Raw genomic sequence first — 26518 nt, 5'->3', positions numbered from 1 at the left:
GAGAGCCGTCTGCGCGAGCCCCTCCGCGATGGCCTGTCCGCGACGCCTGTCCGTGACCGCCGACGCGCCTGTTCAATGGAGCTGCACAGTCCGGCCACGCGGTCGGATCGCCCAGTCGGGCCGGGAGAGGAGCCGCTCGTGTCACTGGCGTCCTTGGGTGAACGCGTCCGGCGGGCGCGCCTGGAGCGGGGGATGAGTCTGCGCGGCCTGGCCCGCGCGGTCGGGGTCTCCGCGAGCCTCGTCTCCCAGATAGAGACCGGCAAGAGCCGGCCGTCGGTGAGCACGCTGTACGCCATCACGACCGTGCTCGGCATCTCCGTGGAGGAACTCTTCGGGGCCCGCGAGACCACCCCCGTCACCCCGGTCAGCCTCCTCGCCCCTGCGACGGCACCGCCACCGGACACCGTGCTGCACGCCCTCGCCGCCTTCGCCGCCGACCCCGGGCGCCGGATCGGCCCGCTGGTCGGTCCGGCCGGGCGGGAGACGCTGGAACTGGACTCGGGGGTCGTGTGGGAGCGGCTCGGCCATGTGCCGGGAACGGACGTCGACTTCCTGCTGGTCACCTACCGGCCCGGGGGAGCCTCCTCCAGCACCGGCGGCCTGATGCGGCACGCGGGAACCGAGTACGGCTATCTGACCTCGGGCGAACTCGTCCTGACCCTCGGCTTCGACGAGCGTGTCCTCCAGCCCGGCGACGCCGTCTGCTTCGAGTCGACGACCCCGCACCGGTACCGCAACGACGGCCCCGAACCGGCCGTCGGCGTATGGCTCGTTCTCGGCGAGAGTGTTCAGTAGCACTTGACACCCGGGTCCCGCGGTTCTTCACTCCGAACCGGGGGTGGTCCCATGGCGATCCGCACCTACGGCCCCAACGCCGTCGACTGGGAACAGCGCGTCGATCTGGACCGGCTGCGCCGCGAGCGCCTGGCCCGGCTGCACACCTCGCTGGACCGCTCCGAGCTCGGCGCGGTGCTCAGCTTCGACTTCGCCAACATCCGCTACATGACCGCCACCCACATCGGCACCTGGGCGATGGACAAGCTGATCCGCTTCGCCCTGCTGGTACGCGGCGGCCAACCGGTCCTCTGGGACTTCGGCTCCGCCGCCCGCCACCACCAGCTGTACACCCCGTGGCTCGACCACGGTGACGGCAAGGAGGGAGGCCCGCCCACCGGGGCCCGCGCCGGTATCTCCACCCTGCGCGGAGCCTTCCACCCGGACGCCGGGATCGCGGCGGACGTGGCCCACAAGATCGCCGTCGAACTGCGCGAACACGGCCTGGCGGACGAGCCCCTGGGCATCGACGTCGCCGAGATGCCCGTCCTGGCCGCCCTGCGCGCCGAGGGCATCGACGTCGTCGACGGACAACAGGTCTTCCTGGAGGCCCGCCGGATCAAGACCGGCGACGAGATCTCCCTGCTCTCCCAGGCCTGCGCGATGGTCGACGCGGCCTACGAGGAGCTGTACGGGTATCTGCGCCCGGGCGTCCGCGAGAACGAGTGCGTCGGACTGGTCAGCAAGATCCTCTACGACCTCGGCAGCGAGTACGTCGAAGGCGTCAACGCCATCTCCGGCGAACGCTGTTCACCCCACCCGCACGTCTACAGCGACCGGCTGATCCGCCCCGGCGACCCCGCCTTCTTCGACATCCTGCACAGCCACCTCGGCTACCGCACCTGCTACTACCGCACCTTCGCCGTGGGCAGCGCCTCCCGCGCCCAGTGCGACGCCTACGTCCGCTGCCGGGAGTACATGGACCAGGCGATCGCCCTCGTCCGGCCGGGCGCGACCACCGCCGACATCGTGCGCGTGTGGCCGCGCGCCGAGGAGTTCGGCTTCGCCGACGAGACCGCCGCCTTCGCCCTGCAGTACGGCCACGGCGTCGGCCTGTCGATCTGGGAGAAGCCGATCTTCAGCCGGCTCGTCTCGCTCGACCACCCCGAAGTCCTCGAAGAGGGCATGGTGTTCGCGCTGGAGACCTACTGGCCGGCCGCCGACGGCTGGTCCGCCGCCCGTATCGAGGAGGAACTGGTCGTCACCGCCGACGGCTGCGAGGTCATCACCCGGTTCCCGGCCGAGGAACTCCTGGTGGCGGGCCGCAAGTACTGGACGGTCGGCGGCGAGCTGAACACCCGCCGTGAGTCGCAGTCCCACCTCAACACCGGCACCGTCACCGGCGACGGTGTGTCATGACGGACGCCGGCCGACTCCTCGCCCGCTACGAGCGGATGCTCCTCATCCGGCTCACGGAGAAGGCCGCCCACGACCTCTTCCTGTCCGGGCTCGTGAAGGGCACCACCCACCTCGCCGCCGGTCACGAGGCCATCGCCGTCGGCGCGAGCGCCGCCCTGCGCGAGGACGACTACGTCTTCGCCACCTACCGGGGCCACCACCACGCGTTGGCCCGGGGCGCCACCCCCGAGGAGTGCCTCGCCGAACTCATGAGCCGGGCCACGGGGTTGTGCAAGGGCAAGGGCGGCTCCATGCACCTGACCAAGGCGTCCACCGGCATGCTCGGCTCGTACGCCATCGTCGGCGCCCACCTGCCGATGGCGGCCGGCGCCGCCTGGTCGGCCCGGCTGCGGGGCACCCGGCAGATCGCGGTCGCCTTCTTCGGCGACGGCGCCACCAACATCGGCGCCTTCCACGAGGCCCTCAACCTGGCCGCCGTGTGGAAACTGCCGGTGCTGTTCGTCTGCGAGAACAACCTCTACATGGAGTACACCCCGATCGCCGACGTCACCGCGGTACCCCGGCCCGCCGCCGACCGGGCGCCCGCGTACGGCATCCCCGGCGAGGTCGTCGACGGCAACGACGTCGTCGCCGTCGAGGAGGCGGTGACCCGGCTGGCGGGGCGGGCCCGGGCGGGAGCCGGGCCCGCCCTGCTGGAGGCGGCGACCTACCGCCACTTCGGGCACAGCCGGGCCGACCCGGCCACCTACCGGCCGGCCGAGGAGGTCGAACGCTGGCTCCGGCACGACCCGTTGGACCTGGCACGGGCGCGGCTGGCCGACCTGGGGGTGCCCGCGAGCACGGTCGCCGGAGCCGACGACCGAGCGCGGGACGTCGTGGAGCGGGCCGTGCGGGCGGCGAAGGACGCCCCGCCCGCCGACCCGCGCGAGGCGCTGACCGATGTGTGGGCGGACGGAGGCGCGGCATGGCGGACCTGATCAGCTACCGCGAGGCCGTCGCCGAGGGGCTCGCGCGGGAGATGCGCCGGGACCCGTCCGTGGTGTGCCTCGGCGAGGACATCGGCGAGGCGGGCGGGGTGTTCAAGACCACCGCCGGGCTGTTCAAGGAGTTCGGGCCGGAACGGGTGTGGGACACGCCGATCTCCGAACAGGCCATCGTGGGCGCGGCGATGGGTGCCGCGATGACCGGGATACGGCCGGTCGCCGAGATCATGTTCTCCGACTTCCTGGCCTGTTGCTGGGACTACCTCGCCAACGAGATACCCAAGGTGCGGTACATGACGGGCGGTCAGGTCACCGTGCCGCTCGTGGTGCGCACCGCCAACGGCGGCGGACTCGGGTTCGGCGCCCAGCACTCGCAGGCCACCGAGAACTGGGCGCTCACCGTCCCCGGTCTGAAGATCGCCGCTCCGGCCACGCCCGCCGACGTGATCGGCCTGATGGCGGCGGCGATCCGCAGCGACGACCCCGTCGTCTTCTTCGAGCACAAGGGACTGCTGGCGACGAAGGGCCCGCCTCCGCCGCCGGGACACGTGGTCGAACTGGGCCGCGCGGCCGTCGTGCGGGAGGGTACCGACGTGACGCTGGTCGCGCTCGCCGCGATGGTGCCGGTGGCGCTGGAGGCCGCCGGGCTCCTCGCCGAGGAGGGCGTCGAGGCGGAGGTCGTCGACCTGCGCTGCCTGATCCCGCTGGACGTGAGCCGTGTCCTCGCCTCGCTCTCCCGCACCTCGCGGCTCGTGACCGTCGAGGAGAACCCCTACCAGGGCGGATGGGGCGCCACCCTCGTGTCGGTCGTCGCCGACGAGGGCTTCGGCCTGCTGGACGCGCCCGTGCGGCGGGTGGCGGGGGAGTGCGTCCCGCTGCCCTTCGCCGACGCGTTGGAGCAGCGGGTGATCCCCACCGTCGACAAGGTCGTGGCGGCGGTCCGCACCCTCGCCGCGTACTGAACCGCGTGACCGAACCGTCGCACCGCGTACCGAACCCATGTACCGAACACCCCGAGGGAGGAAGGGCGATGACCCACCGGACACTCCTGCGCGCCGGACATGTGATCTCGATGGACCCCGACATCGGGGACCTGCCGAGGGGGGACGTCCTCATCGAGGACGGGACGATCGTGGCCGTCCGGCCGGAGATCGACGCGGACGCCGAGGTGCTCGACATGGCCGGCCGCATCGTGCTCCCCGGCTTCGTCGACACCCACCGCCACACCTGGGAGGCCTCGATCCGGGGCGTGGCCCCCGATGCCACCCTGGACGACTACTTCGTCGACGTCCTCGACACCTTCGCCCCTCTGTACACGCCCGAGGACGTGTACGCGGCCAACCTCGCGGGCGCCCTGGAGTGCGTCGACGCCGGCATCACCACCCTCGTCGACTGGTCGCACATCAACAACACCCCCGAGCATCCGGACGCCGCGATCCAGGGCCTGACGGACGCCGGGATCCGCGCGCAGTACGCGTACGGCAGCGCCAACACCTCCCTCGCGGACTACTGGTCCGACAGCAAGATCGCGATACCGGGCGACGACGTACGCCGGATCCGCGAAGCCCACTTCGCCTCCGACGACGGTCTGTTGACGATGGGCCTCGCCACTCGCGGCCCCGGGTTCTGCACGACCGACGTCGTCACCTCGGAGTGGGCCCTCGCCCGCGAGCTGGGCATCCCGATCACCGTGCACGTGGCCATGGGCCGGCTGGCCGGCCGCTTCGGCATGGTGAGGCAACTCCACGACCTCGGACTCCTCGGCCCCGACACCACCTACGTCCACTGCTGCCATCTCAGCGAGGAGGAGTGGCGGATGGTCGCCGACAGCGGCGGTACGGTCTCGATCGCCCCGCAGGTGGAGACGCAGATGGGGCACGGCTGGCCGCCCGTGATGAAGGCCATCGAGCACGGATTGCGCCCCTCGCTCAGCATCGACGTCGTCACCACCGTCCCCGGCGACATGTTCACCCAGATCCGCGCGGCCTTCGGCGCCGAGCGCGCCCGCGTCAACGCCGCGTGCTGGGACGCCGACATGTCCGTCCCCGAAACCATGTTGACGGCCCGTCAGCTCCTGGAGATCGCGACCCGCAACGGCGCCCATGTCGCGGGACTCGAAGACCGCACCGGCTCCCTGACCCCCGGCAAACGGGCGGACGTCGTCGCGATCGACGCCACCGCCCTGAACGTCGCGCCCGTGCACGACGCGGTGGCCGCGGTGACCCTGTCCGCCGACGTGTCCAACGTCGAGACGGTGATCGTCGACGGCGTGATCCGCAAGCGTGACGGCAGGCTGCTCGCCGACGTCGACCGGGCGCGCGCCCTGGTCGTCGCGTCCCGTGACCGGCTGCTGGCGGCGAAGAACGCCGTATGACCGGGCACTTGGTGCGACGGGCGGCCGAGGCGCGGGAGCTGCCCTACGACGCGCACGGCCACCGGCGGCGGGCGCTGGTCGGCGAGGAGGACGGCAGCGTGCACACCGGCTTCGGCGTCTGCGAACTGCGGCCCGACGGCACGGTCGGCGCCCATGTGCACTCCTACGAGGAGAGCTTCCACCTCCTCGACGGCCGTGTGATCCTCGACGTGCCGGAGGGGTCGTACCTCCTCGAAGAGGGCGACTACGGCCTCCTCCCGACGGGCGTCCCGCACGCGTGGCGCGGCGCCGGGGACACGGTCGCCCGCTGGGCCGACATGCTGGCGCCGGTGCCCCGGGCCCGCTACGGCCACGACACCCGGGCGGTGGCCCCCCTGCCCGCCCGCGACCCTGTACGCGTCGACGTCCGCGACCCCCGCACCCGGTCGCTCGGCCACTTCGAACCCGCGCAGATGGACCCCGGCAAGCAGGCGCAGGACCTCCTCGCGGTGTCGGCGAGCATGCGCACCGCGCTTCTCGTCTACAGCGGCATCACCGTGAAGACGATGGTCGACGGCGACCTCGGTGCGGTCGCCTCGACGATGTTCATGGTCCAGTACGCGCCCGAGGGTGTCGCGGGCACGCACGACCACCCCTTCGAGGAGACCTATCTGTTCCTCGAAGGGACCGTGGACGCGGTGTTCGACGGCGAGCGGTACCGGCTCGGTCCGGGCGATCTGGCCTGGGCGGGCGCCGGTTGTGTGCACGGATTCGCCAACGCCGGTCAGGGGCCGTTGCGTTGGCTGGAGACACAGGCACCGCAGCCGCCGGTGCGGCACGCCTACCGGTTCACCCGGGACTGGGAGTACCTGAGGGAGGCACTGGAGCCATGAGCGGCGTGATGAACGGAGCGGCGAGTGGAGCCGCGAGCGGGGCCGTGAGCCGTGTTCTCGTCGTCGGCGGCACATCGGGGATCGGCCGCGAGTTCGCCCGGACCCGCGCGGCACGCGGCGACCACGTCGTCCTCACCGGCCGGGACGCGCACCGGGCCGACACCGTGGCCAAGGAGACCGGTGCGGCCCGAGGACTGGCCCTGGACCTCTCCCGCCCCCACGACATCGCGGGCGCCCTGGCGGACGTCGGGCCCGTCGACCACCTGGTCCTGGCCGGGGTCTCACGGGACGACAACCGCGTCGCCGCCTACGACATCGACGCGGCCCTCCACCTGGTCACACTGAAACTGGTCGGCTACACCGAGGCCGTGCACGCGCTGCGGACCCGACTGCACGACGACAGCGCCCTCGTCCTCTTCGGCGGACAGGCCAAGGAACGGCCCTACCCGGGCGCCACCACCGTGGCCACCGTGAACGCGGGCGTGACCGGACTGGTGCACACCCTCGCCACCGAACTCGCCCCCGTCCGGGTCAACGCCGTCCACCCCGGAGTCGTCGGCGACAGCCCCTACTGGGCGGACAAACCCCTCGACGCGCTGGTCGCGCGGACACCCACGGGCCGGCTCGCCACGATGGGGGACGTCGTGGACGCCGTCGACTTCCTGCTGCGCAACCGGTCGGTCAACGGGGTGGATCTGAGCGTGGACGGGGGGTGGCTGCTGCGCTGACGGCCGTTCCCCGGGGCTGACGGCTGGTGTGAGGGGCCGGTCGTCAGAGCTTGCGGCCGACCGCGCCGTACAACGACACGAGGCCCGGTCCGTCGGACTCCTCGCCCGGTGCGGCGAGTTCGGGATGCCAGTCGACGACCGACACGATGCCCGGCTCCAGCAGCTCAAGTCCCTTGAAGAACCCGCCCATCTGGTCCTGTGACCGCGCCACCAGGGTCACTCCGCCGGCCGCGTAGGCGGCGATACCCCGGCGGACGGGTTCTGGCTCGAAGTCGGCGGTCATCGCGGACAGCACCAGACAACTCCCCGGCGCGAGGGCCTCGACCAGGGTGTCCACCAGCTCGTACGCGCCGTCCTCGTCCGCGACGAAGTGCAGCAGCGCGATCAGCGACAGGGCGACGGGCCGGTCGAAGTCGAGGATGCGGCGGGCCTGTTCGAGGATGGTGGCCGGTTCGCGGGCGTCCGCCTGGAGATACTCGGTCACCCCCTCACGCGTGCCGTGCAGCAGGGCCTCGGCGTGGGCCAGGACGATCGGGTCGTTGTCGACGTACACGACCCGGGTGTCCGCGGCCACGGACTGGGCGATCTGGTGGAGGTTGGGCTCGGTGGGGATGCCGGTGCCGATGTCGAGGAACTGCCGGATTCCCGTCTCCCGGGCGAGCAGGCGGGTGGCCCGCTGCATGAACCGGCGGTTCGCGCGGGCCGCCCGCGGGGCTCCCGTGTCGATCGACATGATCCGCCGGCCGAGTTCCTCGTCGACCGGGTAGTTGTCCTTGCCGCCGAGGAACCAGTCGTAGACACGGGCCGGGTGCGGTCTGGTGGTGTCGATGCGCCGCCGGCCGGGCCGGTTCGGGTCGGCCGGGTTCGTGCCGGTCCGGTCGACGGCGGGCTCGGTCCCGGTCACGCGGTGCTCCCCTGCTCGACAGGGCCCGCGCACCCTTCGGCAGGCCGTGTCGAGCAGTCTGGCACGATCTTGGCGCGGGACGGAGGCGGTCTTCGGCCACCTGTTCGGCCAGACCTCGACACCTCGGCGCCTCGACACTGCAGGCGATCAGCGCCTCGACGGATCGATGCCTCAACGCCTCAGCGGGTCGTGACCGATCGCCATCAGGCGTTGCCGGCGGCGGGTCTGCTCGGCCTCGGGTTCGTTCGCCATGTCGGCCTGCTCGGCGACGGTGTCGACGACCTCGTACATCACGTCGAGGTCGGCGTCGTCGAGATCCGTACGCCGCTTCTGCAGGATCGCGAGCACCTGCTCACCCAGGGGAGCGCCCGCGTGCTCCGGCGGCGGCTCGGTGTTCTCGTCGGCCTCGCTGACCCGCAGCCACGCGGCCAGTTCCTGCGAGGTCATGTTCACCGCACGGTGGAAGTCCTCCCACAGCGCGTCGAGTTCGAGCGCGTCCGTCATCAAGTCCCCCTGCCTACGCGGTGGGTCGGGTGCCGGTCAGCTGTCCTTGGGCCAGTTCTCCGCGTCGAACATCCAGCGCTGCTTCTCCAGTTCCGCGGTGATCGTGATCAGCAGGTCCTGGGTGACCGGGTCGGCCTTCTCGGTCGTCTCGATGCGCTCGCGCAGCCGTCCGATGGCCGCCGCCAGCGTCTCGACCATCACCTCGACGACCTCCGTGTCACGGACCCACCCCTCCTTCGGGCTGGGCAGCGTGAACGCCGAGGCCACCGTCTCCGGGCGGCCGTCGGGCGGCAGGCCGAGCGCCGAGGAGCGTTCCGCGACGGTGTCGGCGAAGTCGCGGGCGGCGGTGACGACCTCGTCGAGCTGGAGGTGGATGGACCGGAAACGCGGGCCCACGACGTTCCAGTGCGCCTGCTTCCCGATCAGGGAGAGCCCGAGAAGATCCACCAGCGTGCTCTGCAGTGCGTCCCCGGTGACCTGACGGGCGGGCTCGGGAATCGTGCTCTTCACGACAGTCATTCGGTGCGTCTCCTTACGGCGTCGCCTGGGGGTACGGATCGGTGTGTCGTACGACGCCACGGGAGCGCGGGTGCCCAGTGCGAACCGGTGCAAACACCGCGCCCGCGGGACCGGGGATCTTCCCGGGGCGGCACGATCCCCACGACGGCACCCTTGGCCACCTGGCGAGACGCTCCTTACGGATGCCCGATACCTGCATCTAGCATCGGTGTCCGCATGAACACGATGACCCTCTGGCACCTCACCGGCTGGGAGTTCGCCGCCCTCGCCTTCGCCGCCCTGCTCGTCGGCTTCTCGAAGACCGCCGTGAGCGGGGCCAACACCGTCAGCCTGGCGATCTTCGCCGCCGTCCTGCCCGCCCGCGCCTCCACCGGCGTACTGCTGCCGATCCTGATCGCCGGGGACGTGCTCGCCGTGCTCACCTACCGGCGTCATGCCCACTGGCCCACGCTGTGGCGCCTTTTCCCGGCGGTCGCGGTGGGTGTGGTCGCCGGCACGCTGTTCCTGGTGTGGGCGGACGACGGGATCGTCCGGACGTCGATCGGCGCGATCCTGCTGCTGATGGCCGGAGTGACGGTGTGGCGCCGCCGTACGGCGGACTCCGAGCGGGAACCGGACTCGGTCGCCACCCGGTCCGGCCGGGTCAAGGCCCGCTCCTACGGTGTCCTCGGCGGCTTCACCACCATGGTCGCCAACGCGGGCGGCCCGGTGATGTCGATGTACCTGCTCTCCGCAGGCTTCCGCAAGCTCGGCTTCCTCGGCACCTCCGCGTTCTTCTTCCTGATCGTCAACGTGTCCAAGGTGCCGTTCAGCGTCGGCCTCGGTCTGATCGACGGCCACTCGCTGCTGCTCGACGCGACACTCGTGGCGTTCGTCGTGCCCGGCGCGTTCCTCGGCAAATGGGCTGTGAACCGAATCAACCAGCGATTGTTCGAACAACTCGTGATCGCGGCGACGATCGTGGGCGGCCTCCAGCTCCTGCTCCGCTAGCGCCCGTCCGGCGGCCCGGCCCCGATGGGCCGGCCGGGTCCCCGCACCTCGTAGGCTCGGCGCCATGCCTTCGCACGTCCTCATCCTCGGCGGAACCGCCGAGGCCCGGGAGCTGGCCGCCGTGCTCACGGCCCGCCGCGGTCTCCGGGTCACCACCTCCCTCGCCGGACGCGTGGCCCGGCCGGGGGCCCTCGCGGGGGACGTACGGATCGGCGGATTCGGCGGGGCGGCCGGCCTCGCCGACTGGCTGCGCGAGCGGCACGTGGACGCACTGGTCGACGCCACCCACCCCTTCGCCGCCGGCATCACCGCGAACGCGGCGGCGGCCGCGGCCACGACCGGTGTTCCGGCGGTCGTCCTGCACCGCCCGGCCTGGCGCCCCGGCCCCGGGGACCGCTGGCATCCGGCCGCCTCGCTGAGCGCGGCAGCGGACCTGCTGCCGGGGCTCGGCCGCCGCGTGTTCCTGACCACCGGCCGCCTGGGCCTCGCCGCCTTCGCCCACCTCACGGACCTGCACTTCGTCGTACGGTCCGTGGAACTCCCCGAGCCGCCGATGCCGCCGCACACCGAAGTCCTCCTGGCGCGCGGCCCGTTCACCGTCGACGCCGAGTCCGCACTCCTCTACGACCACTGCGTCGACGTCCTGGTCACCAAGGACAGCGGCGGAGACGCGACGGTGGCCAAACTGACGGCCGCGCGTCGACTCGCCCTGCCCGTCGTGGTCGTGGCCCGCCCGCCGCTCCCCGGCACGGTGACCGCCCTGACCGACGTGCCCGCCGTCCTGACCTGGCTCGGCGTCGCCCCGCCCTGAGGACGCTCCTCAGCGGGCGGTGCTCGACACCGGGTCCGTCGCCGACTCGGCGGGCCGCCGCGGCAGTCCGTGGCTGAGGTCCTCCACCAGGAGCCGTTTCGCGATGGTGTCCACCGCGGACCGAAGATCCGTGCCGGACGGCCGCCCGATGTCCTTCTCCACCCGGTCGGCCAGCCAGTCGGCCCAGGCCGTGCCGATCACCCGGGCCTCCCGCGCCCCCGCCTCGGTGTGGGAGAGAAGGGAGCCGTCGCGGGTCAGATACCCCTCCTCGACCATCCGGTCGAAGGCGGGCAGCAGGACCTCCGGGGGCAGATGGCGGCGGGCGGCGATCAGGCCGAGGCTGGCGTGGCCCACCAGCCGGGTGAACAGCTCGACCTGCATCACTGCCCAGGCGCCGGCGATGTCGAGCCGGGTGTCGGAGTCGCTCATGATCCGACGCGCGGTGCTCAGGTCCGTACCGCCGATGATCTTTCCGACGGCGGCCTCCAGGACCCGCCGGGAGTCCGCGCCGGACGGCTGGGCGAACCCCTCGCCCATGTCGGTCGAGCCCGCCCGCGCACTGTCGCGCAGCTCCACCTGCTTGAGAAACAGGGCGACGACGAAGCCGACGGCCGCGACCGGCACGGTCCACAGGAAGACCGTCTGGATGGTGTCGGCGTAGGCGTCGATGATCGGGGCGGCGACGTCCGCGGGCAGCCGGTGCAGGCCCTCGGGGCTGGTGGCCGCCTTGGTGACGGTCGCCGCGTCCACGGACCCCACCTCGACGGCCGACGTGATCCCGTCCTTGAGGTGGGGGGTGAGGGAGTTGGCGTAGATCGTGCCGAAGACCGCCGTGCCGAAGGAACTGCCCAGGGTGCGGAAGAAGGTGACCCCGGAGGTGGCGGTGCCGAGGTCGGCGTACTCGACCGTGTTCTGCACGGCGATCGTCAGGACCTGCATGCACAGCCCGATGCCGGTGCCCAGCACGAACATGTACAGGGACTCCAGCCAGGCACCGGTGGACGGATCCATGAGGGACATCAGATACAGGCCGAGGCCCATCACCAGCGAGCCGACGATCGGGAAGAGGCGGTACCGCCCGGTCTTGCTCACCACGTTGCCGCTGAAGACCGACGCGATGAGCAGTCCGATCACCATCGGCAGGGTGCGCACCCCGGACACGGTGGCCGAGTCGCCGTCGACGTACTGCAGATAGCTCGGCAGGTACGTCATCGCGCCGAGCATCGCGAACCCGACGACGAAGCTGAGGACGGAGCAGACCGTGAACACCGGGTTCGCGAACAGCCGCATCGGCAGCATCGGTTCGGCCGCCCGGGTCTCCACCCAGCAGAACAGGCCGAGCGCGATCACACCGCCCACGAACAGGCCGATGATGACGCCCGAACCCCACGCGTACTCGTTGCCGCCCCAACTGGTGCCCAGGATCAGCGCGCTGGCGCCTACCGCGACGAACGCGATGCCCAGATAGTCGATGATCGGCCGGGTGGCGGACTTCACGACGGGGATGGTGCGGGCGGCCGCGATCACCACGACGATCGCGATCGGCACATTGACGTAGAACGCCCAGCGCCACGTCAGATGGTCGGTGAACAGGCCGCCCAGCAGCGGCCCGACGACCGTGGCCACCCCGAACACCGCGCCGATGGCGCCCTGGTACTTGCCGCGCTCGCGCAGCGGGATCACATCGGCGATCAGCGCCATGGCGGTCACCATCAGACCGCCCGCGCCGACGCCCTGCATCGCCCGCCACAGGATCAGCAGCGTCATGTCGGAGGCCAGGCCGCACAGGAACGACCCCGTGATGAACACGATCGCCGAGACCTGGAAGACCACCTTGCGGCCGAACATGTCGCCGAACTTGCCGACCAGGACCGTCGCCACGGTCTCCGCGAGGAGATACGAGGTGACGACCCACGACATGTGCTCGGCGCCGCCCAGGTCGGACACGATCGTCGGCAACGCCGTGCCCACGATGGTCTGGTCGAGCGCCGCCAGCAGCATCCCCAGCATGATCGTCACGAAGACGACGTTGCGGCGGCGTTTGTCCAGCACGGGCGGCTGCGAGGCGGCGGGAGGCGCGGATCCCTCGACGACTGTCACGAGGTCACGATCACACCGGTACGCCGTCCGTGCACGCGGGAGCGGTCTGCCCGGGTGCCCTCCGCCGACCCGCTGCCCCCCTGCCTCCCCGCCCGTTCCCCTTACCGTTCCCCGGGGTTGCGGCGCAGCAGGTACGTGTCCATGATCCAGCCCTTGCGCTCACGGGCCTCCGCGCGCAGCCGCTCGATACGGGGCGCGGCCTCCGCGATCGGCCCGGCGGCGAGGATCTCGTCCGCGGTGCCGATGTAGGCACCCCAGTAGATGTCGATGTCCTGGTCGACGTATTTGCGGAAACTCTGGTGGGCGTCGAGCATCACCACCACGTCGTCCACCCCCTCGGGAAACCCCTCGGCGAGCCGTCGGCCGGTGGTGATCTGGACGGGGCGGGCCACCCGGTTCAGACCGGTCCGGTGCCGGGCGACGAGCGCCGACACACTGCTGATCCCGGGCACGACGTCGTACTCGAAGGGCACGGCATCCCGGTCGAGGATCTCGTCCAGGATCCCGATCGTGCTGTCGTACAGCGCGGGATCGCCCCACACCAGGAACGCGCCGCTCTCGTCCTCGCCGAGCTCCTCGGCGATCATCTGTGCGTAGATCTCCGCCCGAGCACTGCGCCAGTCCCCGACGGCGGGGGAGTACGCGGCCCCACCGGCCGCCCGGTCCCGCTCCGGGTCACGCGCCTCGACCACCCGGTACGTGCCCTGCGGCACATGGGTGTCGAGCATGTCCCGGCGCAGCCCCACCAGGTCGGACTTCACCTCGCCCTTGTCCAGGACGAAGAACACGTCCGTGCTCCGCAGCGCCCGCACCGCCTGCAGGGTCAGCTGGTCGGGGTCGCCCGCGCCGATACCGATGACATGAATCTTTCGCACGCCCCGAGTCTGCCGCACCCCACCGACACCGCGGACACCGCGTCCTGGGCGCGAGCCGCCGGACCGGATTCAGGGGCCGCCCGGCCCTCGCAGCCGCGGCGCTTCTTCACCGGCGTCGACGGTCGCGAGATCGCGCTCGACGCGCTCCGCCAGCCGCCGTGCCCAGCCCACGACCCCCGGCAGGTCCATGCCGTACGGCCGCTCCCGTCCCGCCGCCGACGCCCACCCCTCCACGGCCCCGGCCCCGCGCCGCAGCAGCCGGGCACCACCGGTGACATTGCCGCGGGCGGAGTGGGTGAGCCCCACGGCGAGCTGGGCCAGGCCACGCCACAGCCCGCGCTCCTCCTCGGGACCCGACTTCCAGGCGTCCTCGAACACCTCGTGCGCATGGAACGGCTTCCCCGCGTCCAACAGTTCCTGAGCCTCGGCGACGCTCTCCCGGGGGGCCCGGACGACCCCCTCGGGCTGCCGCTCCACACCGTCCGAGCCGTACGGCAGCGGCCGGCCGAGCCCGTCCCGGGGTCGCGCGTTGCGCGCCCGCCCCTCGTCGTCACGGTCCCGCGCGTCGGCCTGTCGTCCCGAGGATGCACTGCCACTGCCCATACGCCGATTGTCCCGCGTCCCCCCTCCCGCGCGCCCCGCACCCGCCTCCGGCGAGGCCTCCCAGGTGGGGTAGGGTGCTCTTCGCGCGATCACGCGGGTCACCGCGGGCAGCGCACCGGGACGTGGCGCAGCTTGGTAGCGCACTTGACTGGGGGTCAAGGGGTCGCAGGTTCAAATCCTGTCGTCCCGACTTGTGAAGACGCAGGTCGCAGGCCGCTTCGGAGTGATCCGGAGCGGCTTTTCCGTGTGTCGGGGTTCCTCCGGAGGGTCCCGGCGCTCAGCGCCCGGGATCCACCCACATGAGCCCGTCCTCCGAGGCGATCAGACCACCCGGCCGCACCGGGATCTCGTCCTCCAGTGGGCCGCCGAAGACGCCCCGTTCCTGGAGCACCGTTCCCTCCTGGAACACCTGGCGGATCGTGCGGGCCTCGAAGAGCGGATTGCGCAGGCCGTCGGAGTCCGGTAGCCGGCCCACGGCCTCGTCGAGCTCCGAGGCGGCGGCGGTCAACCGGTCGGCACCCGCCCCACCCGCCCCACCGGGCCCGCCGAGGGACGCGTCGCCGGAGGCCAGTCCGCCCACCAGGTCGACGAACGCCTCCACCTCCGTCGTGTCGACATGGGTGACCTTGCGGGCCTTCCAGAAGTACGACCGCTCGTCCTGGTGCATGTCGTAGAAAGAGACCAGGAACTCGTGGAACAGGCCGTACTCGTGCAGGTAGCGGGTCTCGAACTCGGTGAAGAGACGGTCCTCGTCCAGCGTCCCGGCCAGACCGGCGTTGAGGGAGCGGGCCGCCAGCAGGGCGCCGTACGTGGCGAGATGCACGCCCGAGGACAGCACCGGGTCGACGAAGCACGCCGCGTCACCGACCAGCACCATGCCGGGCCGCCACAGCCGTGCCTTCCAGTACGACCAGTCCTTGCGGACCCGCACCTGGTCGTACGGCGCCTCGGTGGCCCGCGGAACCCCGGCGAGGAGGTCCCGGACCTCGGGGCAGGCGTCGATCAGCCCGCGCCAGGCCGTCACCGGGTCCCGCCCGATCGCGGCGGCACTCTCCCGGCTCACCACCGCGCCGACGCTCGTGAGGTCGTCCCGGAGCGGGATGTACCAGAGCCAGCCCTCGTCGAAGGCGGCACAGAAGATGTTGCCGTCGTTCGGCTTCGGCAGCCGCCCGCCGCCGGCGAAGTAGCCGAACACCGCGATGTTCCGGAAGAAGTCGGAGTACGTGCGCCCGCCGCCGACCTCGCCGTGGATCCTGCTGCCGTTCCCGGAGGCGTCCACCACATAGCGGGCCCGGGCCTGGTGGCTCCCGCCGCCCGGGCCGGTCCAGCCGACGCCCCGCACCCGCTCCTCGTCGGCGAGCACGCCCCTGACGCGGCAGCCCTCCCGCACGTCCACGCCGACCCGGCGGGCGTTGTCGAGGAGGATCGCGTCGAACCGGGACCGCTCGACCTGGTAGGCGAAGGAGGTCGGGTCGGCCAGCCGTGGGGACAGCGCGAAGGAGAACTGCCACGGGTCCGGGTTGCGGCCCCAGCGGAAGGTCCCGCCGCGCTTGGTCTTGAAACCCGCCCGCGCCACCTCCTCCTCGACGCCCAGGATGCGGCACACCCCGTGCACCGTGGACGGCAGCAGCGACTCGCCGATCTGGTAGCGGGGGAACGTCTCCTGCTCCAGGAGGAGCACACGGTGGCCCCGCAGGGCGACGGCCGACGCGGCGGTCGCCCCGGCCGGGCCGCCGCCCACGACGATCACGTCGAACTCCTCGACCGCCGCGCCCTGGTCCGTCCGCCGCTCATCGATGGGCTTCACCGCTCTTCCCCTTCCGTGACCGATGTCGACGCCGAGTCCGACGCCGAGTCCGACGGGGAACCGCCGCTACCGAGTGAGTCGATCCAGGTGCGGACGGCCGCTGCCGTCGTCCCGGTGTGTTCCCGCATGAACGAGAAGTGGTCGCCCGGCACGTCGACCCGGGTGTGCGGGAGGGGCCACGAGGTCCGCCACTCGTCCTGGTCGGTGCCCGCCGCCATCTCGGGGGTCGGCCGCGTCGCCCGGACCAGCAGGGTGGGCACGCCGACCGGTTCCGGATCCCAGCCGAGGAACATACGCGTGTACGCCCCCAGTGCCGCCACCCCGGTGTCCTCGTCCCCGGTGAACTGGTTGCCGCCCAGACGCGGTGCGATGACGGCGGCCAGGGAGAGCAGCCAGTCCTTGTCGCTGTTGCCGTCGTCGACGAGGTACGTGTCCAGCAGCACCTGCCCGACGGGCGGCCTCCCCAGCGCCTCCAGCCGCCGGGTCACGGCGTGGGCGACCGCACCCCCGGTGCACATGCCGACGACGGCGAAGGGCCGGTCACCGACCTGCCGCAGCACCGTCTCCGCGTGCGTGCGGGCGAGCGTGTCCCGGTCGGCCGGCACGGCACTGCCCGCCCCGATGCCGGGGTGCGGGAGTTCGAGGACGTCGCGCTCGCCCTGGAAGTGGGCGTGGAACCCGGCGAACTCCCCACCGGGGGCGGCGAAGGGCGGGTGGTACCCGGTGAAGAACACGAGCATCGGCCTCTCGCCGGAGCCCTCGGCACGCCGCAGCGGCGGCAGCGCGTGCTCCCGCCCGGCGTCCGGACCGAAGGTCGGTACCGCCCAGGAGGCGGTGACCAGCATGTGCATCGCGGCGACCACCTGACCCGCCTCGCAGACCCGCCGGTAGAGGGCGGACAGGGTCTGCGGGGGACGGACGTCGGTCGGCGCGCCCTTCGGTTCCGTCGCGTCCGTTGTGCCCGTTCCGTCTGCCGCGTCTGCCGCATCTGTTGTGTCCGTGGTGTCCGTGGGCAGGTCGTCGAGGAGGCCGAGGACGTGGCGGGCCAGGTCCCGGGCCGTCGGGTGCTCGAACACCACGGCGGCGGACAGCCTGAGCCGCAGCGCCATGCTCAGCCGGTTGCGGACCTGGACCGCCATCAGTGAGTCGAAGCCCAGCTCGGCGAAGGACTTTCCGGCCGGCAGCGCGTCGGCGTCCGGATAGCCGAGGACCGTCGCCACGTCGGTGCGCAGCAACTCCGCGAGCGTGGACTCCCGTCGAGCGACGGGCAGTCCGGCCAGCACCTTGCGCCACGCTCCCGGCTGCCAGGCCTGGTCGGCGCCGGGTGAGGGCTCGGCACCGGCGTCCCCGGCGGCGGCCTTCCGAGGGCCCGCCAACCCGCGCAGGAGTGGCGGCAGTGGCCCTCGGGCGGTGCGGAGGGCGGCCCGGTCCAGCAGGATCGGCGCCCATGCGGGCTCGCCCGCGGGGAGCGCCGCGTCGAACAGGGCCAGGCCCTGGGGCACGGTCAACGCCCGGAGCAGCTCACCGGCCCCGGCCCCGGTGTCTCGGCCGGGTGTGCCCGTGTCGGCCATGCCGCCGCCCGCCTCCCACGGGCCCCATGCCAAGGACACGGCGGGCAGGCCCAGTCGGGCGCGGTGGCGGGCGAGGGCGTCCAGGAAGGCGTTGGCCGCCGCGTAGTTGCCCTGCCCGGCGCGGCCCAGCAGGCCGGACACCGAGGAGTACAGGACGAACGCCGACAGATCCAGGTCACGGGTCAGCTCGTGCAGATGCCAGGCCGCGGCCGCCTTCGGCCGGAGCACCGCGGCCATCCGCTCGGGGGTCAGCCCGGCCAGGACACCGTCGTCCAGCACCCCGGCGGCATGCACCACGCCGGTCAGTGCCGGCGCGCACCCCTTGATCAGTTCGGCCAGCGCGGTCCGGTCGCCCGCGTCGCAGGCCACGATCCGCACCTCGGCGCCCAACCCCTCCAGCGACTCGCGCAGTGGGGTGGCGTTCGGTGCCTGAGGGCCCTGGCGTCCGGTGAGCAGCAGGTGGCGTACACCGTGCGAGGTGACGAGATGGCGGGCGAGTTCCGCGCCCAGCGCACCGGTTCCGCCGGTGATCAGAACGGTGCCGTCCGGGCCGAACGTGGCCCCGGGAACGCCACCGGTGCCGGACTCTCCGCCGACGACCAGGCGAGGTGCGGTCAACCGGCCGCCACGAAGGGCGAGTTGGGGCTCGCCGGTGGCCACCGCCGTGGGGAGGAGCCGCAGTGACTCGGGCCGTCCGTCCAGGTCGACGAGCACGACGCGCCCCGGCGACTCCGCCTGGGCCGTGCGGACCAGCCCCCAGACGGCCGCACCGGCCAGATCCGGGTCCGGCGCGGTTGCGTCCCGTGTCACCACGACCAGGCGGGAGCCCGCCGTCCGCGGATCGTCCTGCCAGTCCTGGAGCGTGCGGAGCACCCTGCCGGTCAACCGGTGTACGGCGGGCAGCGGATCGGCGTCCGGCAGCGGGCCGCCGACCGCCGTGACGACGAGGACGTCCGGCGCCTCGGCGCCCGCGACGCAGGGGAGCGCCCCCCGTAGTTCCAGGTCGTCCGGGCCGACGAGTTCCCAGTGACCGGTGGCCGGGGGATGCCCGTCGCCGGCCGGTGACGGCTCGACGGGGGTCCAGTCGGGGCGCAGCAGCGCGCGCCGCACCACGTCGGCCGCCGATCCGGCCGCGTCCGCCGGGAGTTCGCGCGTCACCAGCGAGTCGACCAGCGCCACCGGCCGCCCGGTCGGGTCGGCGACGCTCACCGAGACCGTGTCCGGGCCGCCGCCCACGGTGACCCGTACCCGCACCTCCGAAGCACCCGCCCCGTAAAGGCGCACACCGTTCCACGCGAACGGCACCCGGATCGCGGAGGAACCCGGCCGGGAGCCGGCGAGCAGCGGGGCGTGGAGGGCCGCGTCCAGGAGGGCGGGATGGATCCCGAACCGGCCGGCGGACGCCGACTCCGCCTCGGGAAGCCGCACATGCGCGAACAGGTCGTCGCCGCGCCGCCAGAGGGACCGTACGCCTCGGAAGGCCGGACCGTAGGCGAGGCCGTCGTCCGCGAGGCCGGCGTACGCGTCGGTGAGGTCGACCTCGGTCGCTCCCCGCGGAGGCCACACCGTGAGTTCGGCGTCGGGCGGCGGGGCCGCTGCGGGCGTCCCGGCGAGCAGGCCGGTGGCATGCCGGGTCCAGGAGGACTCGGGGGTGTCCGCGGCGGGCCGGGCGTGGATGTCGACCGTGCGCCGACCGGACTCGTCCGCCCCGCCCAGGACGACCTGGACGCGTACGTCCGAACCCTCGGGCAGCGGGAGCGGGGAAAGGACGACCAGCTCGTCCAGCGCACCGCAGCCGGCCCCGGCGCCCGCCCGTACCGCCAACTCCACGAACGCCGTCGCGGGGACCAGCACGGTCCCGCCGACGACATGGTCGGCGAGCCACGGGTGGTTCGCGGCGGAGAACCGGCCCGAGAACACCGTCCGGTCGGTGTCCGGCACGGCGAACGCCGGTCCCAGCAGCGGATGTTCGTCGCCGTCCGGAACGGAGGGCCGGGGGCGCGGGGGGTCCAGCCAGTACCGCTGCCGCTGGAAGGCGTACGTCGGCAGGTCCACGCGCCGGGCGGTACCGCCCGCGAACACGGCGGGCCAGTCGACGCGTGCGCCGCGGACATGGAGCCGGGCCATGGCGTCGAGCAGGGTCTGCGGCTCGGCCTCGCCGCCACGGGTGGCGGCGGCACACACCGGGGCCGGTCCCGGGCCGTCCGGGCCCGTCAGACAGTCCTCGGCCGCGGCGGTGAGCGCGGGGCCGGGGCCGATCTCCAGGAACGCCGGGACCCCACTGTCCCCGAGCCATCGCACCGCGTCCGCGAACCGCACCGGCAGCCGGGCGTGCCGTACCCAGTACTCCGGGGAGCCCAGCTCCCCGGCTTCGGCCGGGCGGCCCGTCACGGCCGAGACCACCGGGATCCGCGGCGCCCGGAAGGTCAGCCCCTCGGCGACGCGCCGGAACGCGTCGAGCATCGGTTCCACCAGCGGCGAATGGAAGGCACGGCCGACCCGCAGCCGTACCGTCCGGCGACCGCGGGCCTCGAACCCGGCCGCGACCGTGAGCACCGCGTCCGTCACGCCCGAGATCACCACCGAGCGCGGCCCGTTGACGGCGGCGACGGCCACCCGGTCGGCCCACTCGGGGAGGACCGCGAGGACTTCCTCCTCCGTCGCGTGCACGGCGACCATCGCCCCGCCCTCGGGCAGCGCGTGCATCAACCGGCCCCGGGCCGCGACGAGTTCCGCCGCGTCCGGCAGGTCCAGCACCCCGGCCGCATGGGCCGCCGCCAGCTCGCCGACGGAGTGGCCCGCCAGGAAGTCGGCGCGCACCCCCCAGGACTCCAGCAGCCGGAACAGCGCCACCTCGAAGGCGAACAGCCCGGCCTGCGTGAAGTCCGTACGGTCGAGGAGGGCGGCCTCCGGTGCACCAGGGCCGGCGGACAGCACCGTGTCCAGCGGTCGTTCGAGACGGCCGTCCAGGGCCCGGCACACCTCGGTGAAGGCCCCGTCGAACACCGGGAACGCGGCCCGCAACTCCGTGCCCATACCGGCACGTTGAGCGCCCTGACCGGTGAAGAGGAACGCCGTGCGGGCACCGGGCTCGGCGACGGTCCCCGTCCCGCCCCGGCCGTCGGCGAGCGACTCCAGCGCGGCCAGCATCCGGGTGCGGTCCCCGGAGGGCACCCTCACCCGGTGGGTGAGCGCCGACCTCGACACGGCGAGCGAGAAGCCGACGTCGGCCGCCGACAGGCCGGGCCGGGCCGACACATGGGCCGCCAGCCGACCGGCCTGCGCCCGCAGGGCGGCCTCGTCGGCACCGGACAGCAGCCAGGGCACGGGCAGTTCGGCGCCCACCGCCACCGTCTCGCCGGCCACCCCCTTCCCGTCGGCGGCCGTGAGTTCTCGGGTCCCGGATCCGGGCATGAGCCCCTCCGTACCGGTCCCGGGCAGCCGTGGCGGCTCCTCAAGGATCACGTGCGCGTTGGTCCCGCCGATCCCGAAGGCCGACACCCCGGCCCGGCGTGGCCGAGGCCCGTCCGAGGCCGGCCACGGGCGCGCCTCGGCCAGCAGCTCCACCCGGCCCGCGGACCAGTCGACGTGCGGACTGGGCGCCTCGGCGTACAACGTGCGCGGAAGTTCCCCGTGCCGCATGGCCTGCACCATCTTGATGACCCCGGCGACCCCGGCCGCGGCCTGGGCGTGCCCGAGGTTGGACTTGACCGAGCCCAGCCACAGCGGCGGCCGGTCCTCGGCGCGTCCCCGGCCGTAGGTCGCCAGCAGGGCCCCCGCCTCGACGGGGTCGCCGAGCGTGGTGCCCGTGCCGTGCGCCTCCACCACGTCCACGTCGTCCGCGCCCAGCCCGGCATCGGCCAACGCCCGGACGATCAGGCGCTGCTGGGCCTGGCCGTTGGGGGCCGTCAGACCGTTGGACGCGCCGTCGGAGTTGACGGCGGAGCCGCGCAGCACGGCCAGCACCGGATGGCCGTTGCGCCGGGCGTCGGACAGCCGCTCCAGCAGCACCAGGCCGGCGCCCTCGCCCCACGAGGTGCCGTCCGCCGAGGCGGAGAAGGACTTGCAGCGGCCGTCGGGCGAGAGGCCCCGCTGGCGGCTGAACGAGGTGAACGGCTTCGGCGACGCCATCACCGTGACCCCGCCCGCCAGGGCCAGGGAGCACTCGCCGGAGCGCAGCGCCTTCGCCGCCCAGTGCAGGGCCACCAGGGAGGAGGAGCACGCGGTGTCGATCGTGATCGACGGCCCGCGCAGGCCGTACACGTAGGAGAGGCGGCCGGAGGCCACGCTGCCCGCCGAGCCCAGGCCCAGGTGGGCCTCCAGTTCGTGCCGGTCGAAGCGGGCGGCGTAGTCGGCGTGCATCACGCCGACGAACACCCCCGTCTCGCTCTCGCGCAGCCCCGCCGGATCGATGCCCGCCCGCTCCCAGACCTCCCACGACGTCTCCAGGAGCAGCCGCTGCTGCGGATCCATCGACAGCGCCTCGCGCGGTGAGATCCCGAACATCCCGGCGTCGAACTCCGCCGCCCGGTGCAGGAATCCGCCCCTGCGGGTGTACGAGGTGCCGATCCGGTCCGGATCGGGGTCGTACAGGGCGGCCAGGTCCCAGCCCCGGTCGGTCGGGAAGTCCGAGACCACGTCCCGGCCGTCCGACACCAGGTGCCACAGGTCCTCGGGGGAGTGGACGTCACCGGGGTAGCGGCAGCCCATGGCGACGATCACCACCGGATCGTCCGGCGCCGGTTCCGTGCCGGAGTGCGGCGGCGCGGTGGTGTCCGGCGTGAGCCGGGTCGTGAACAGGGTGGAGTGCAGGTGCCGGGCCAGGGCGGCCGGGGTCGGATGGTCGAAGACCAGCGTCGAGGGGAGCGTCAGCCCGGTCGCCTCGCCGAGCCGGTCGATCAGTGTGACGGCGCCCACCGACGTCAGCCCGAGGTCGGTGAAGGGCCTGTCGGCGTCACCGGCCGGCCGTTCGCCCGGCCCGTCACCGCACACCGCGGCCGTCTCCGCGAGCACCACCTCCCGCAGCGCACGCTCCCGCGCCTCCGGCGGCAGACCCGACAGCCCCGCCGGATCGGGCGGCCCCGCCGCGTCCGGCAGTCGTCGGGGCACGGCGCCGTCGGCGGGCGGGGCGGAGGCGAGGGCCGGCCGGGCCAGGTCCGGCAGGACCGCGTGGCGGGCGATCTTGCCGGACGCCGTACGGGGGACGGCGGCGATCTCCAGGAGGTCGACGGGCACCTTGTACGCGGCCAGCCGGGCACGGCACACGGCCAGCACCCGGCGCGGGTCGAATCCTTCCGGTTCCGGGACGACGTAGGCCACCGGGACCTCGCCGAGGACGTCGTGCGGCCTGCCCACCACCACCGCGTCCCGCACGCCCGGACCGTACAGCAGGGCCTCCTCGATCTCCGTGGGGTGGATGTTCTCCCCTCCCCGGATGATCAGCTCGCTGACCCGGCCGGTGAGGGTGAGATGACCGTGCCCGACGCGCCGTCCGAGGTCACCGGTGCGGTACCAGCCGTCCCGCAGCGCGGCCCCGGTCGCCTCGGGCCGGTCGTGGTATCCGGTCATCAGGCTCGGGCCGCGCGCCCAGATCTCGCCCTCCTCACCGTCGTTGACATCGTTGCCGGATCCCGGGTCGACGAGCCGTACGTCCATCCCGGGGACCGGCGGCCCGCAGGAACCGTCCACCCAGGGTCCCTCCGGCCGGTTCACGGCGATCATTCCGCAGGTCTCGGTGCTGCCGTACGCGTCGAGCAGCGGCGCCCCGAGCAGCGCCTCCACCGCCCGGCGCAGCGGCGGCGCGCTCGGGGCGCCCGCGACGACACAGGTCCGCAGACCGGGCACGGGTGAGTCGTCCTCGGCGGACGCGACCAGTTGGTGGTAGACGGCGGGCACGCCGGCCAGGACGGTGTAGGGCCCGCCGAGGTCGCGGTGCGGGGTGCGCAACTCCCGCAACAGGCCTCCGGGCGGCAGGAGTTCGCCGGTGATGCGGGCGCTCGCTCCCACCGCGGTCACCCCCAGGATCGCCAGCGAGTGGCCGAAGCTGTGGAACAGCGGGAGGGGCCACAGCAGCCGGTCCCGCGGCGAGAGCCCGAAGATCGGGGCGTAACAGGCCGCCACCGACCACAGGGCGGCGCGCTGCGTGGACAGCACGCCCTTGGGGCGGTGGGTGGTGCCGGAGGTGTAGAGCATCCAGGCCGGCTCGTCGAGCCCGAGGTCGTCGCGGGGCGGCCCCGAGCCCTCGGTCTCGGCCGCCTCCGAGAAGAGGGCCGTCCCCTCCGGGGCGTCCGCCGGGACCGGCCCCGGGCCGGTGAGCAGGACACGGGCACGGCCACGGCCGTCCAGGAGGCCCGCGCGGTGCAGCCGGGTGAGGTGCGCGGGGTCGGTGACGACGACCGAGGCGCCGCTGTCCCGGAGGAAGTGGGTGAGTTCGGCTTCGGAGGAGCGGGGGTTGAGCGGCACGCCGACCGCCCCGGCGCGCACGGCCGCAAGGACGCTCTCCACCATCTCCACGCAGTTGCCCAGGCAGACGGCGACCCGGTCCCCGCGCCGCACCCCGGACCGGGCGAGATACGCGGCCAGCCGGCCGGTGCGCCGCTCCAACTCGACGTAGGTGACGGCCCGTACGTCGTCGGCGTAGGCCACCCGGGACGGTGACCGCTCGGCGTGTGCCTTCAGCAGCTCCGGCAGCGGCCGGACCAGTTCCTCGTGCGTCATGGACCCGCCCCTCCGGCGCGTGCCGGGGCACGGCCGTCGTCAATCTCCTCGCAGAGCAACGGTATTGAGCGTACGGGCCGGTCCGCCGGATGATCGAACGTTTCGACGGCCGGCGTTGCGCAGTGAGCGGACCCGCGCCGCCGGATGGTAGAAGCGGTTCATGACCAACTCGTACTCCGCCTCCCCCGCCCGCACGGCCGGCCCTCGATGACCGCCGGCGTCGACACCCCCGACCGCCGGGGCCGCACCGGGCTCGACCGCACCGGCCTGGACCTCACCGGCAACCCGCGGGTCAAGGTGCGGGACGTGACCCTCCTGTCCAGCCACTGGTACGTCGAGCGCACCACCGTCTTCGACCTCCAGCTCGCCGACGGCACCTGGAGCACCCAGGAGCGCGAGACCCACGACCGCGGCAACGGGGCCACCATGCTGCTGTACGACGCGGAGCGCGAAACCGTGCTGCTCACCCGCCAGTTCCGCTTCCCGGTGTACGTCAACGGCCACCCCGACGGCCTGCTGGTGGAGACCCCGGGCGGACTGCTCGACGACGAGGACGAGCACCCGGAGATCGCCGTACGCCGCGAGGTCGTCGAGGAGACCGGGCACACCATCGGCGAGGTCCAGCACGTCTTCGACGTCTACATGAGCCCCGGCTCGGTCACCGAACGCGTCAGTTTCTACGCCGCCGCCTACGGTCCCTCGACCCGCACCCACGAAGGGGGCGGCCTGGACGAGGAGGGCGAGGACATCGAGATCCTCGAACTGCCCTTCCGGCGGGCCCTGGAGATGATCCGCACCGGCGGGATCGCCGACGCGAAGACCATCATGCTGCTCCAGTGGGCGGCGCTGGAGGGCCCGTTCGCCCGCCGGGAACCGTAAGTCCGCTCCGGCGCCCTTGACTTGAAGTGCGCTCGAAGACGAAGACTCCCGTTCGTGCCCCGAAGGCGGGCGCGCGAACGGGAGGACCACCATGAAGTACCGCACCATCGGCACCACCCCGGACCACCGCCGCGAGGTGAGCGTCCTCGCCCTCGGGGCCATGCTGTTCGGTTCCCGCACCGACGAGGCGACGTCCTTCGCCGTGCTCGACCGCTATGTCGAGGCCGGCGGCAACTTCATCGACACGTCCGACAACTACGCGTTCTGGATCGACGGCGGTCAGGGCGGGCAGAGCGAGGAACTGCTCGGCCGCTGGCGGCGCAGCCGGGGTGTCGGCGACGAGATCGTCATCGCCACCAAGCTCGGCGCCCGTCCCCTCGCCCCCGGCACGAGCTATGTCGACAACGCCGAGGGACTGTCCGCCAAGGTGATCCGTGAGGCGGCCGAACGCAGCCGGGAGCGCCTCGGCGTCGAGAAGCTGGACCTGCTCTACGCGCACATCGAGGACCACGGGGTTCCGCTCCAGGAGACCGTCGAGGGGTTCGCCGAACTGGTCGCCGAGGGCACGGTCGGCCTGCTCGGTGTCAGCAACCACGCCGTGTGGCGGGTGGAGCGGGCCCGCGCCCTCGCGGCGGCGGCCGGCCTGCCCGGCTACGAGGTGCTCCAGTACGAGCACAGCTACCTCCGCTCCCGCACCGACCTGCCCGGCGACCTCTTCCCCGACGGCTCCCTGGGCGCCGTGGGACCGGAACTGCTCGGTTACCTGCGGGCCGACCCCACCCTGACCCTGGTCGCCTACTCACCCCTGCTGAAGGGCACGTACGCGCATCCCGAACGGCCCCTGCCGCCCGGCTACGACCACCCGGGCACCCCGGCCCGGCTCGCGGCCCTGCGTGCCGTCGCCCGGGAGACCGGCGCGACCGTCAACCAGGTCGTCCTGTCCTGGCAGATCGGCGGCGCGCTCCCGGTCGTGCCGCTCGCGGGAGCGTCGTCCCTCGCCCAGGTGGAGGAGAACCTGGCGGCGGTCGACCTGGAGCTGACGGCGGAACAGCGGGCCCGCCTGGACGAGGTCCACTGAGCGGGGCCGG

At 73.0% G+C, this 26518-nt stretch carries 19 protein-coding genes and 1 tRNA gene; 12 read left to right on the top strand and 8 right to left on the bottom strand.

Annotated elements, in window-relative coordinates; translation table 11 throughout:
- Positions 1-138: 138 nt before the first annotated feature.
- The 7 genes from ACZ5VD_RS07450 (at position 139) to ACZ5VD_RS07420 (ending at position 7150) form a co-directional block, all read left to right on the top strand.
- Positions 139-795 (top strand): helix-turn-helix domain-containing protein, encoded by a 657-nt coding sequence (locus ACZ5VD_RS07450; RefSeq protein ID WP_468548347.1) that lies wholly within the window; start codon positions 139-141, stop codon positions 793-795.
- 51 nt (positions 796-846) lie between these two features.
- Positions 847-2193 carry a M24 family metallopeptidase gene (locus tag ACZ5VD_RS07445; protein WP_468681327.1) on the top strand — a complete coding sequence of 449 codons (1347 nt, stop codon included), beginning with the start codon at positions 847-849 and terminating at the stop codon, positions 2191-2193.
- Complete coding sequence (locus tag ACZ5VD_RS07440) at positions 2190-3170, top strand: thiamine pyrophosphate-dependent dehydrogenase E1 component subunit alpha (RefSeq protein WP_468681325.1); 981 nt, start codon at positions 2190-2192, stop codon at positions 3168-3170. The genes ACZ5VD_RS07445 and ACZ5VD_RS07440 overlap by 4 nt, the downstream gene beginning before the upstream one ends.
- Positions 3158-4138 carry an alpha-ketoacid dehydrogenase subunit beta gene (locus ACZ5VD_RS07435; RefSeq protein WP_468681323.1) on the top strand — a complete coding sequence of 327 codons (981 nt, stop codon included), beginning with the start codon at positions 3158-3160 and terminating at the stop codon, positions 4136-4138. The genes ACZ5VD_RS07440 and ACZ5VD_RS07435 overlap by 13 nt, the downstream gene beginning before the upstream one ends.
- Before the next feature lie 68 nt (positions 4139-4206).
- A complete protein-coding gene (locus ACZ5VD_RS07430; RefSeq protein WP_468681321.1) occupies positions 4207-5550 on the top strand; it encodes an amidohydrolase family protein in 1344 nt (447 codons plus the stop codon).
- Positions 5547-6422 (top strand): cupin domain-containing protein, encoded by an 876-nt coding sequence (locus tag ACZ5VD_RS07425; protein WP_468548352.1) that lies wholly within the window; start codon positions 5547-5549, stop codon positions 6420-6422. Before ACZ5VD_RS07430 ends, ACZ5VD_RS07425 begins: the two co-directional genes overlap by 4 nt.
- Before the next feature lie 44 nt (positions 6423-6466).
- A complete protein-coding gene (locus ACZ5VD_RS07420; RefSeq protein WP_468548761.1) occupies positions 6467-7150 on the top strand; it encodes an SDR family oxidoreductase in 684 nt (227 codons plus the stop codon).
- Positions 7151-7193: 43 nt separating this feature from the next.
- Here ACZ5VD_RS07420 and ACZ5VD_RS07415 read toward each other — a convergent pair whose 3' ends face one another.
- The 3 genes from ACZ5VD_RS07415 to ACZ5VD_RS07405 all read right to left on the bottom strand — a co-directional run bounded on the left by ACZ5VD_RS07415 (position 7194) and on the right by ACZ5VD_RS07405 (position 9077).
- Complete coding sequence (locus ACZ5VD_RS07415) at positions 7194-7979, bottom strand: SAM-dependent methyltransferase (RefSeq protein WP_468681666.1); 786 nt, start codon at positions 7977-7979, stop codon at positions 7194-7196.
- Positions 7980-8225: 246 nt separating this feature from the next.
- Positions 8226-8558 carry a DUF3140 domain-containing protein gene (locus tag ACZ5VD_RS07410; RefSeq protein ID WP_468548353.1) on the bottom strand — a complete coding sequence of 111 codons (333 nt, stop codon included), beginning with the start codon at positions 8556-8558 and terminating at the stop codon, positions 8226-8228.
- 36 nt (positions 8559-8594) lie between these two features.
- Positions 8595-9077, bottom strand: coding sequence for a Dps family protein (locus tag ACZ5VD_RS07405; protein ID WP_468548354.1), 483 nt, complete (start codon positions 9075-9077; stop codon positions 8595-8597).
- A 216-nt stretch (positions 9078-9293) separates the two neighbouring features.
- Between ACZ5VD_RS07405 and ACZ5VD_RS07400 the strand changes: the two genes are divergently transcribed.
- Both ACZ5VD_RS07400 and ACZ5VD_RS07395 read left to right on the top strand, forming a co-directional pair.
- Positions 9294-10067: a sulfite exporter TauE/SafE family protein gene (locus ACZ5VD_RS07400; RefSeq protein ID WP_468548355.1), complete on the top strand. Its 774-nt coding sequence runs from the start codon at positions 9294-9296 to the stop codon at positions 10065-10067.
- Between the two features lie 64 nt (positions 10068-10131).
- Positions 10132-10878: a cobalt-precorrin-6A reductase gene (locus ACZ5VD_RS07395; protein ID WP_468548356.1), complete on the top strand. Its 747-nt coding sequence runs from the start codon at positions 10132-10134 to the stop codon at positions 10876-10878.
- Between the two features lie 9 nt (positions 10879-10887).
- Here ACZ5VD_RS07395 and ACZ5VD_RS07390 read toward each other — a convergent pair whose 3' ends face one another.
- From ACZ5VD_RS07390 to ACZ5VD_RS07380, 3 genes are all read right to left on the bottom strand, one after another.
- Positions 10888-12978 (bottom strand): MDR family MFS transporter, encoded by a 2091-nt coding sequence (locus ACZ5VD_RS07390; RefSeq protein ID WP_468548357.1) that lies wholly within the window; start codon positions 12976-12978, stop codon positions 10888-10890.
- Between the two features lie 101 nt (positions 12979-13079).
- Positions 13080-13853, bottom strand: a complete 774-nt coding sequence (gene cobF / locus ACZ5VD_RS07385; protein WP_468548358.1) for a precorrin-6A synthase (deacetylating) — start codon at positions 13851-13853, stop codon at positions 13080-13082.
- 69 nt (positions 13854-13922) lie between these two features.
- On the bottom strand, positions 13923-14456 hold the full coding sequence (locus tag ACZ5VD_RS07380; protein WP_468548359.1) for a DUF309 domain-containing protein: 534 nt from the start codon (positions 14454-14456) through the stop codon (positions 13923-13925).
- Positions 14457-14572: 116 nt separating this feature from the next.
- On the opposite strand from ACZ5VD_RS07380, the gene ACZ5VD_RS07375 reads away from it, so the two are divergent.
- A tRNA-Pro gene (locus ACZ5VD_RS07375) sits at positions 14573-14646 on the top strand.
- 87 nt (positions 14647-14733) lie between these two features.
- Here ACZ5VD_RS07375 and ACZ5VD_RS07370 read toward each other — a convergent pair.
- Positions 14734-16263, bottom strand: a complete 1530-nt coding sequence (locus tag ACZ5VD_RS07370) for a tryptophan 7-halogenase (RefSeq protein WP_468681319.1) — start codon at positions 16261-16263, stop codon at positions 14734-14736.
- A complete protein-coding gene (locus ACZ5VD_RS07365; protein WP_468681317.1) occupies positions 16260-24551 on the bottom strand; it encodes a type I polyketide synthase in 8292 nt (2763 codons plus the stop codon). Before ACZ5VD_RS07365 ends, ACZ5VD_RS07370 begins: the two co-directional genes overlap by 4 nt.
- A gap of 207 nt (positions 24552-24758) precedes the next feature.
- On the opposite strand from ACZ5VD_RS07365, the gene ACZ5VD_RS07360 reads away from it, so the two are divergent.
- Entirely contained in the window at positions 24759-25430 is a 672-nt protein-coding gene (locus ACZ5VD_RS07360) for an NUDIX domain-containing protein (protein WP_468681315.1), read from the top strand.
- 91 nt (positions 25431-25521) lie between these two features.
- A complete protein-coding gene (locus ACZ5VD_RS07355; RefSeq protein WP_468681313.1) occupies positions 25522-26508 on the top strand; it encodes an aldo/keto reductase in 987 nt (328 codons plus the stop codon).
- Positions 26509-26518: the final 10 nt, after the last annotated feature.

The organism is Streptomyces sp. NPDC032822, assembly GCF_055578825.1.
Note: the sequence above shows the minus strand (reverse complement) of the source record. Positions and strands in the feature narration are given on the sequence as shown.

Coding starts and splice junctions, on each gene's coding strand:
- ACZ5VD_RS07445 (WP_468681327.1), top strand. CDS start 847: ATGGCGATCCGCACCTACGGCCCCAACGCCGTCGACTGGGAACAGCGC.
- ACZ5VD_RS07440 (WP_468681325.1), top strand. CDS start 2,190: ATGACGGACGCCGGCCGACTCCTCGCCCGCTACGAGCGGATGCTCCTC.
- ACZ5VD_RS07435 (WP_468681323.1), top strand. CDS start 3,158: ATGGCGGACCTGATCAGCTACCGCGAGGCCGTCGCCGAGGGGCTCGCG.
- ACZ5VD_RS07430 (WP_468681321.1), top strand. CDS start 4,207: ATGACCCACCGGACACTCCTGCGCGCCGGACATGTGATCTCGATGGAC.
- ACZ5VD_RS07425 (WP_468548352.1), top strand. CDS start 5,547: ATGACCGGGCACTTGGTGCGACGGGCGGCCGAGGCGCGGGAGCTGCCC.
- ACZ5VD_RS07410 (WP_468548353.1), bottom strand. CDS start 8,558: ATGACGGACGCGCTCGAACTCGACGCGCTGTGGGAGGACTTCCACCGT.
- ACZ5VD_RS07405 (WP_468548354.1), bottom strand. CDS start 9,077: ATGACTGTCGTGAAGAGCACGATTCCCGAGCCCGCCCGTCAGGTCACC.
- ACZ5VD_RS07400 (WP_468548355.1), top strand. CDS start 9,294: ATGAACACGATGACCCTCTGGCACCTCACCGGCTGGGAGTTCGCCGCC.
- ACZ5VD_RS07395 (WP_468548356.1), top strand. CDS start 10,132: ATGCCTTCGCACGTCCTCATCCTCGGCGGAACCGCCGAGGCCCGGGAG.
- ACZ5VD_RS07380 (WP_468548359.1), bottom strand. CDS start 14,456: ATGGGCAGTGGCAGTGCATCCTCGGGACGACAGGCCGACGCGCGGGAC.
- ACZ5VD_RS07365 (WP_468681317.1), bottom strand. CDS start 24,551: ATGACGCACGAGGAACTGGTCCGGCCGCTGCCGGAGCTGCTGAAGGCA.
- ACZ5VD_RS07360 (WP_468681315.1), top strand. CDS start 24,759: ATGACCGCCGGCGTCGACACCCCCGACCGCCGGGGCCGCACCGGGCTC.
- ACZ5VD_RS07355 (WP_468681313.1), top strand. CDS start 25,522: ATGAAGTACCGCACCATCGGCACCACCCCGGACCACCGCCGCGAGGTG.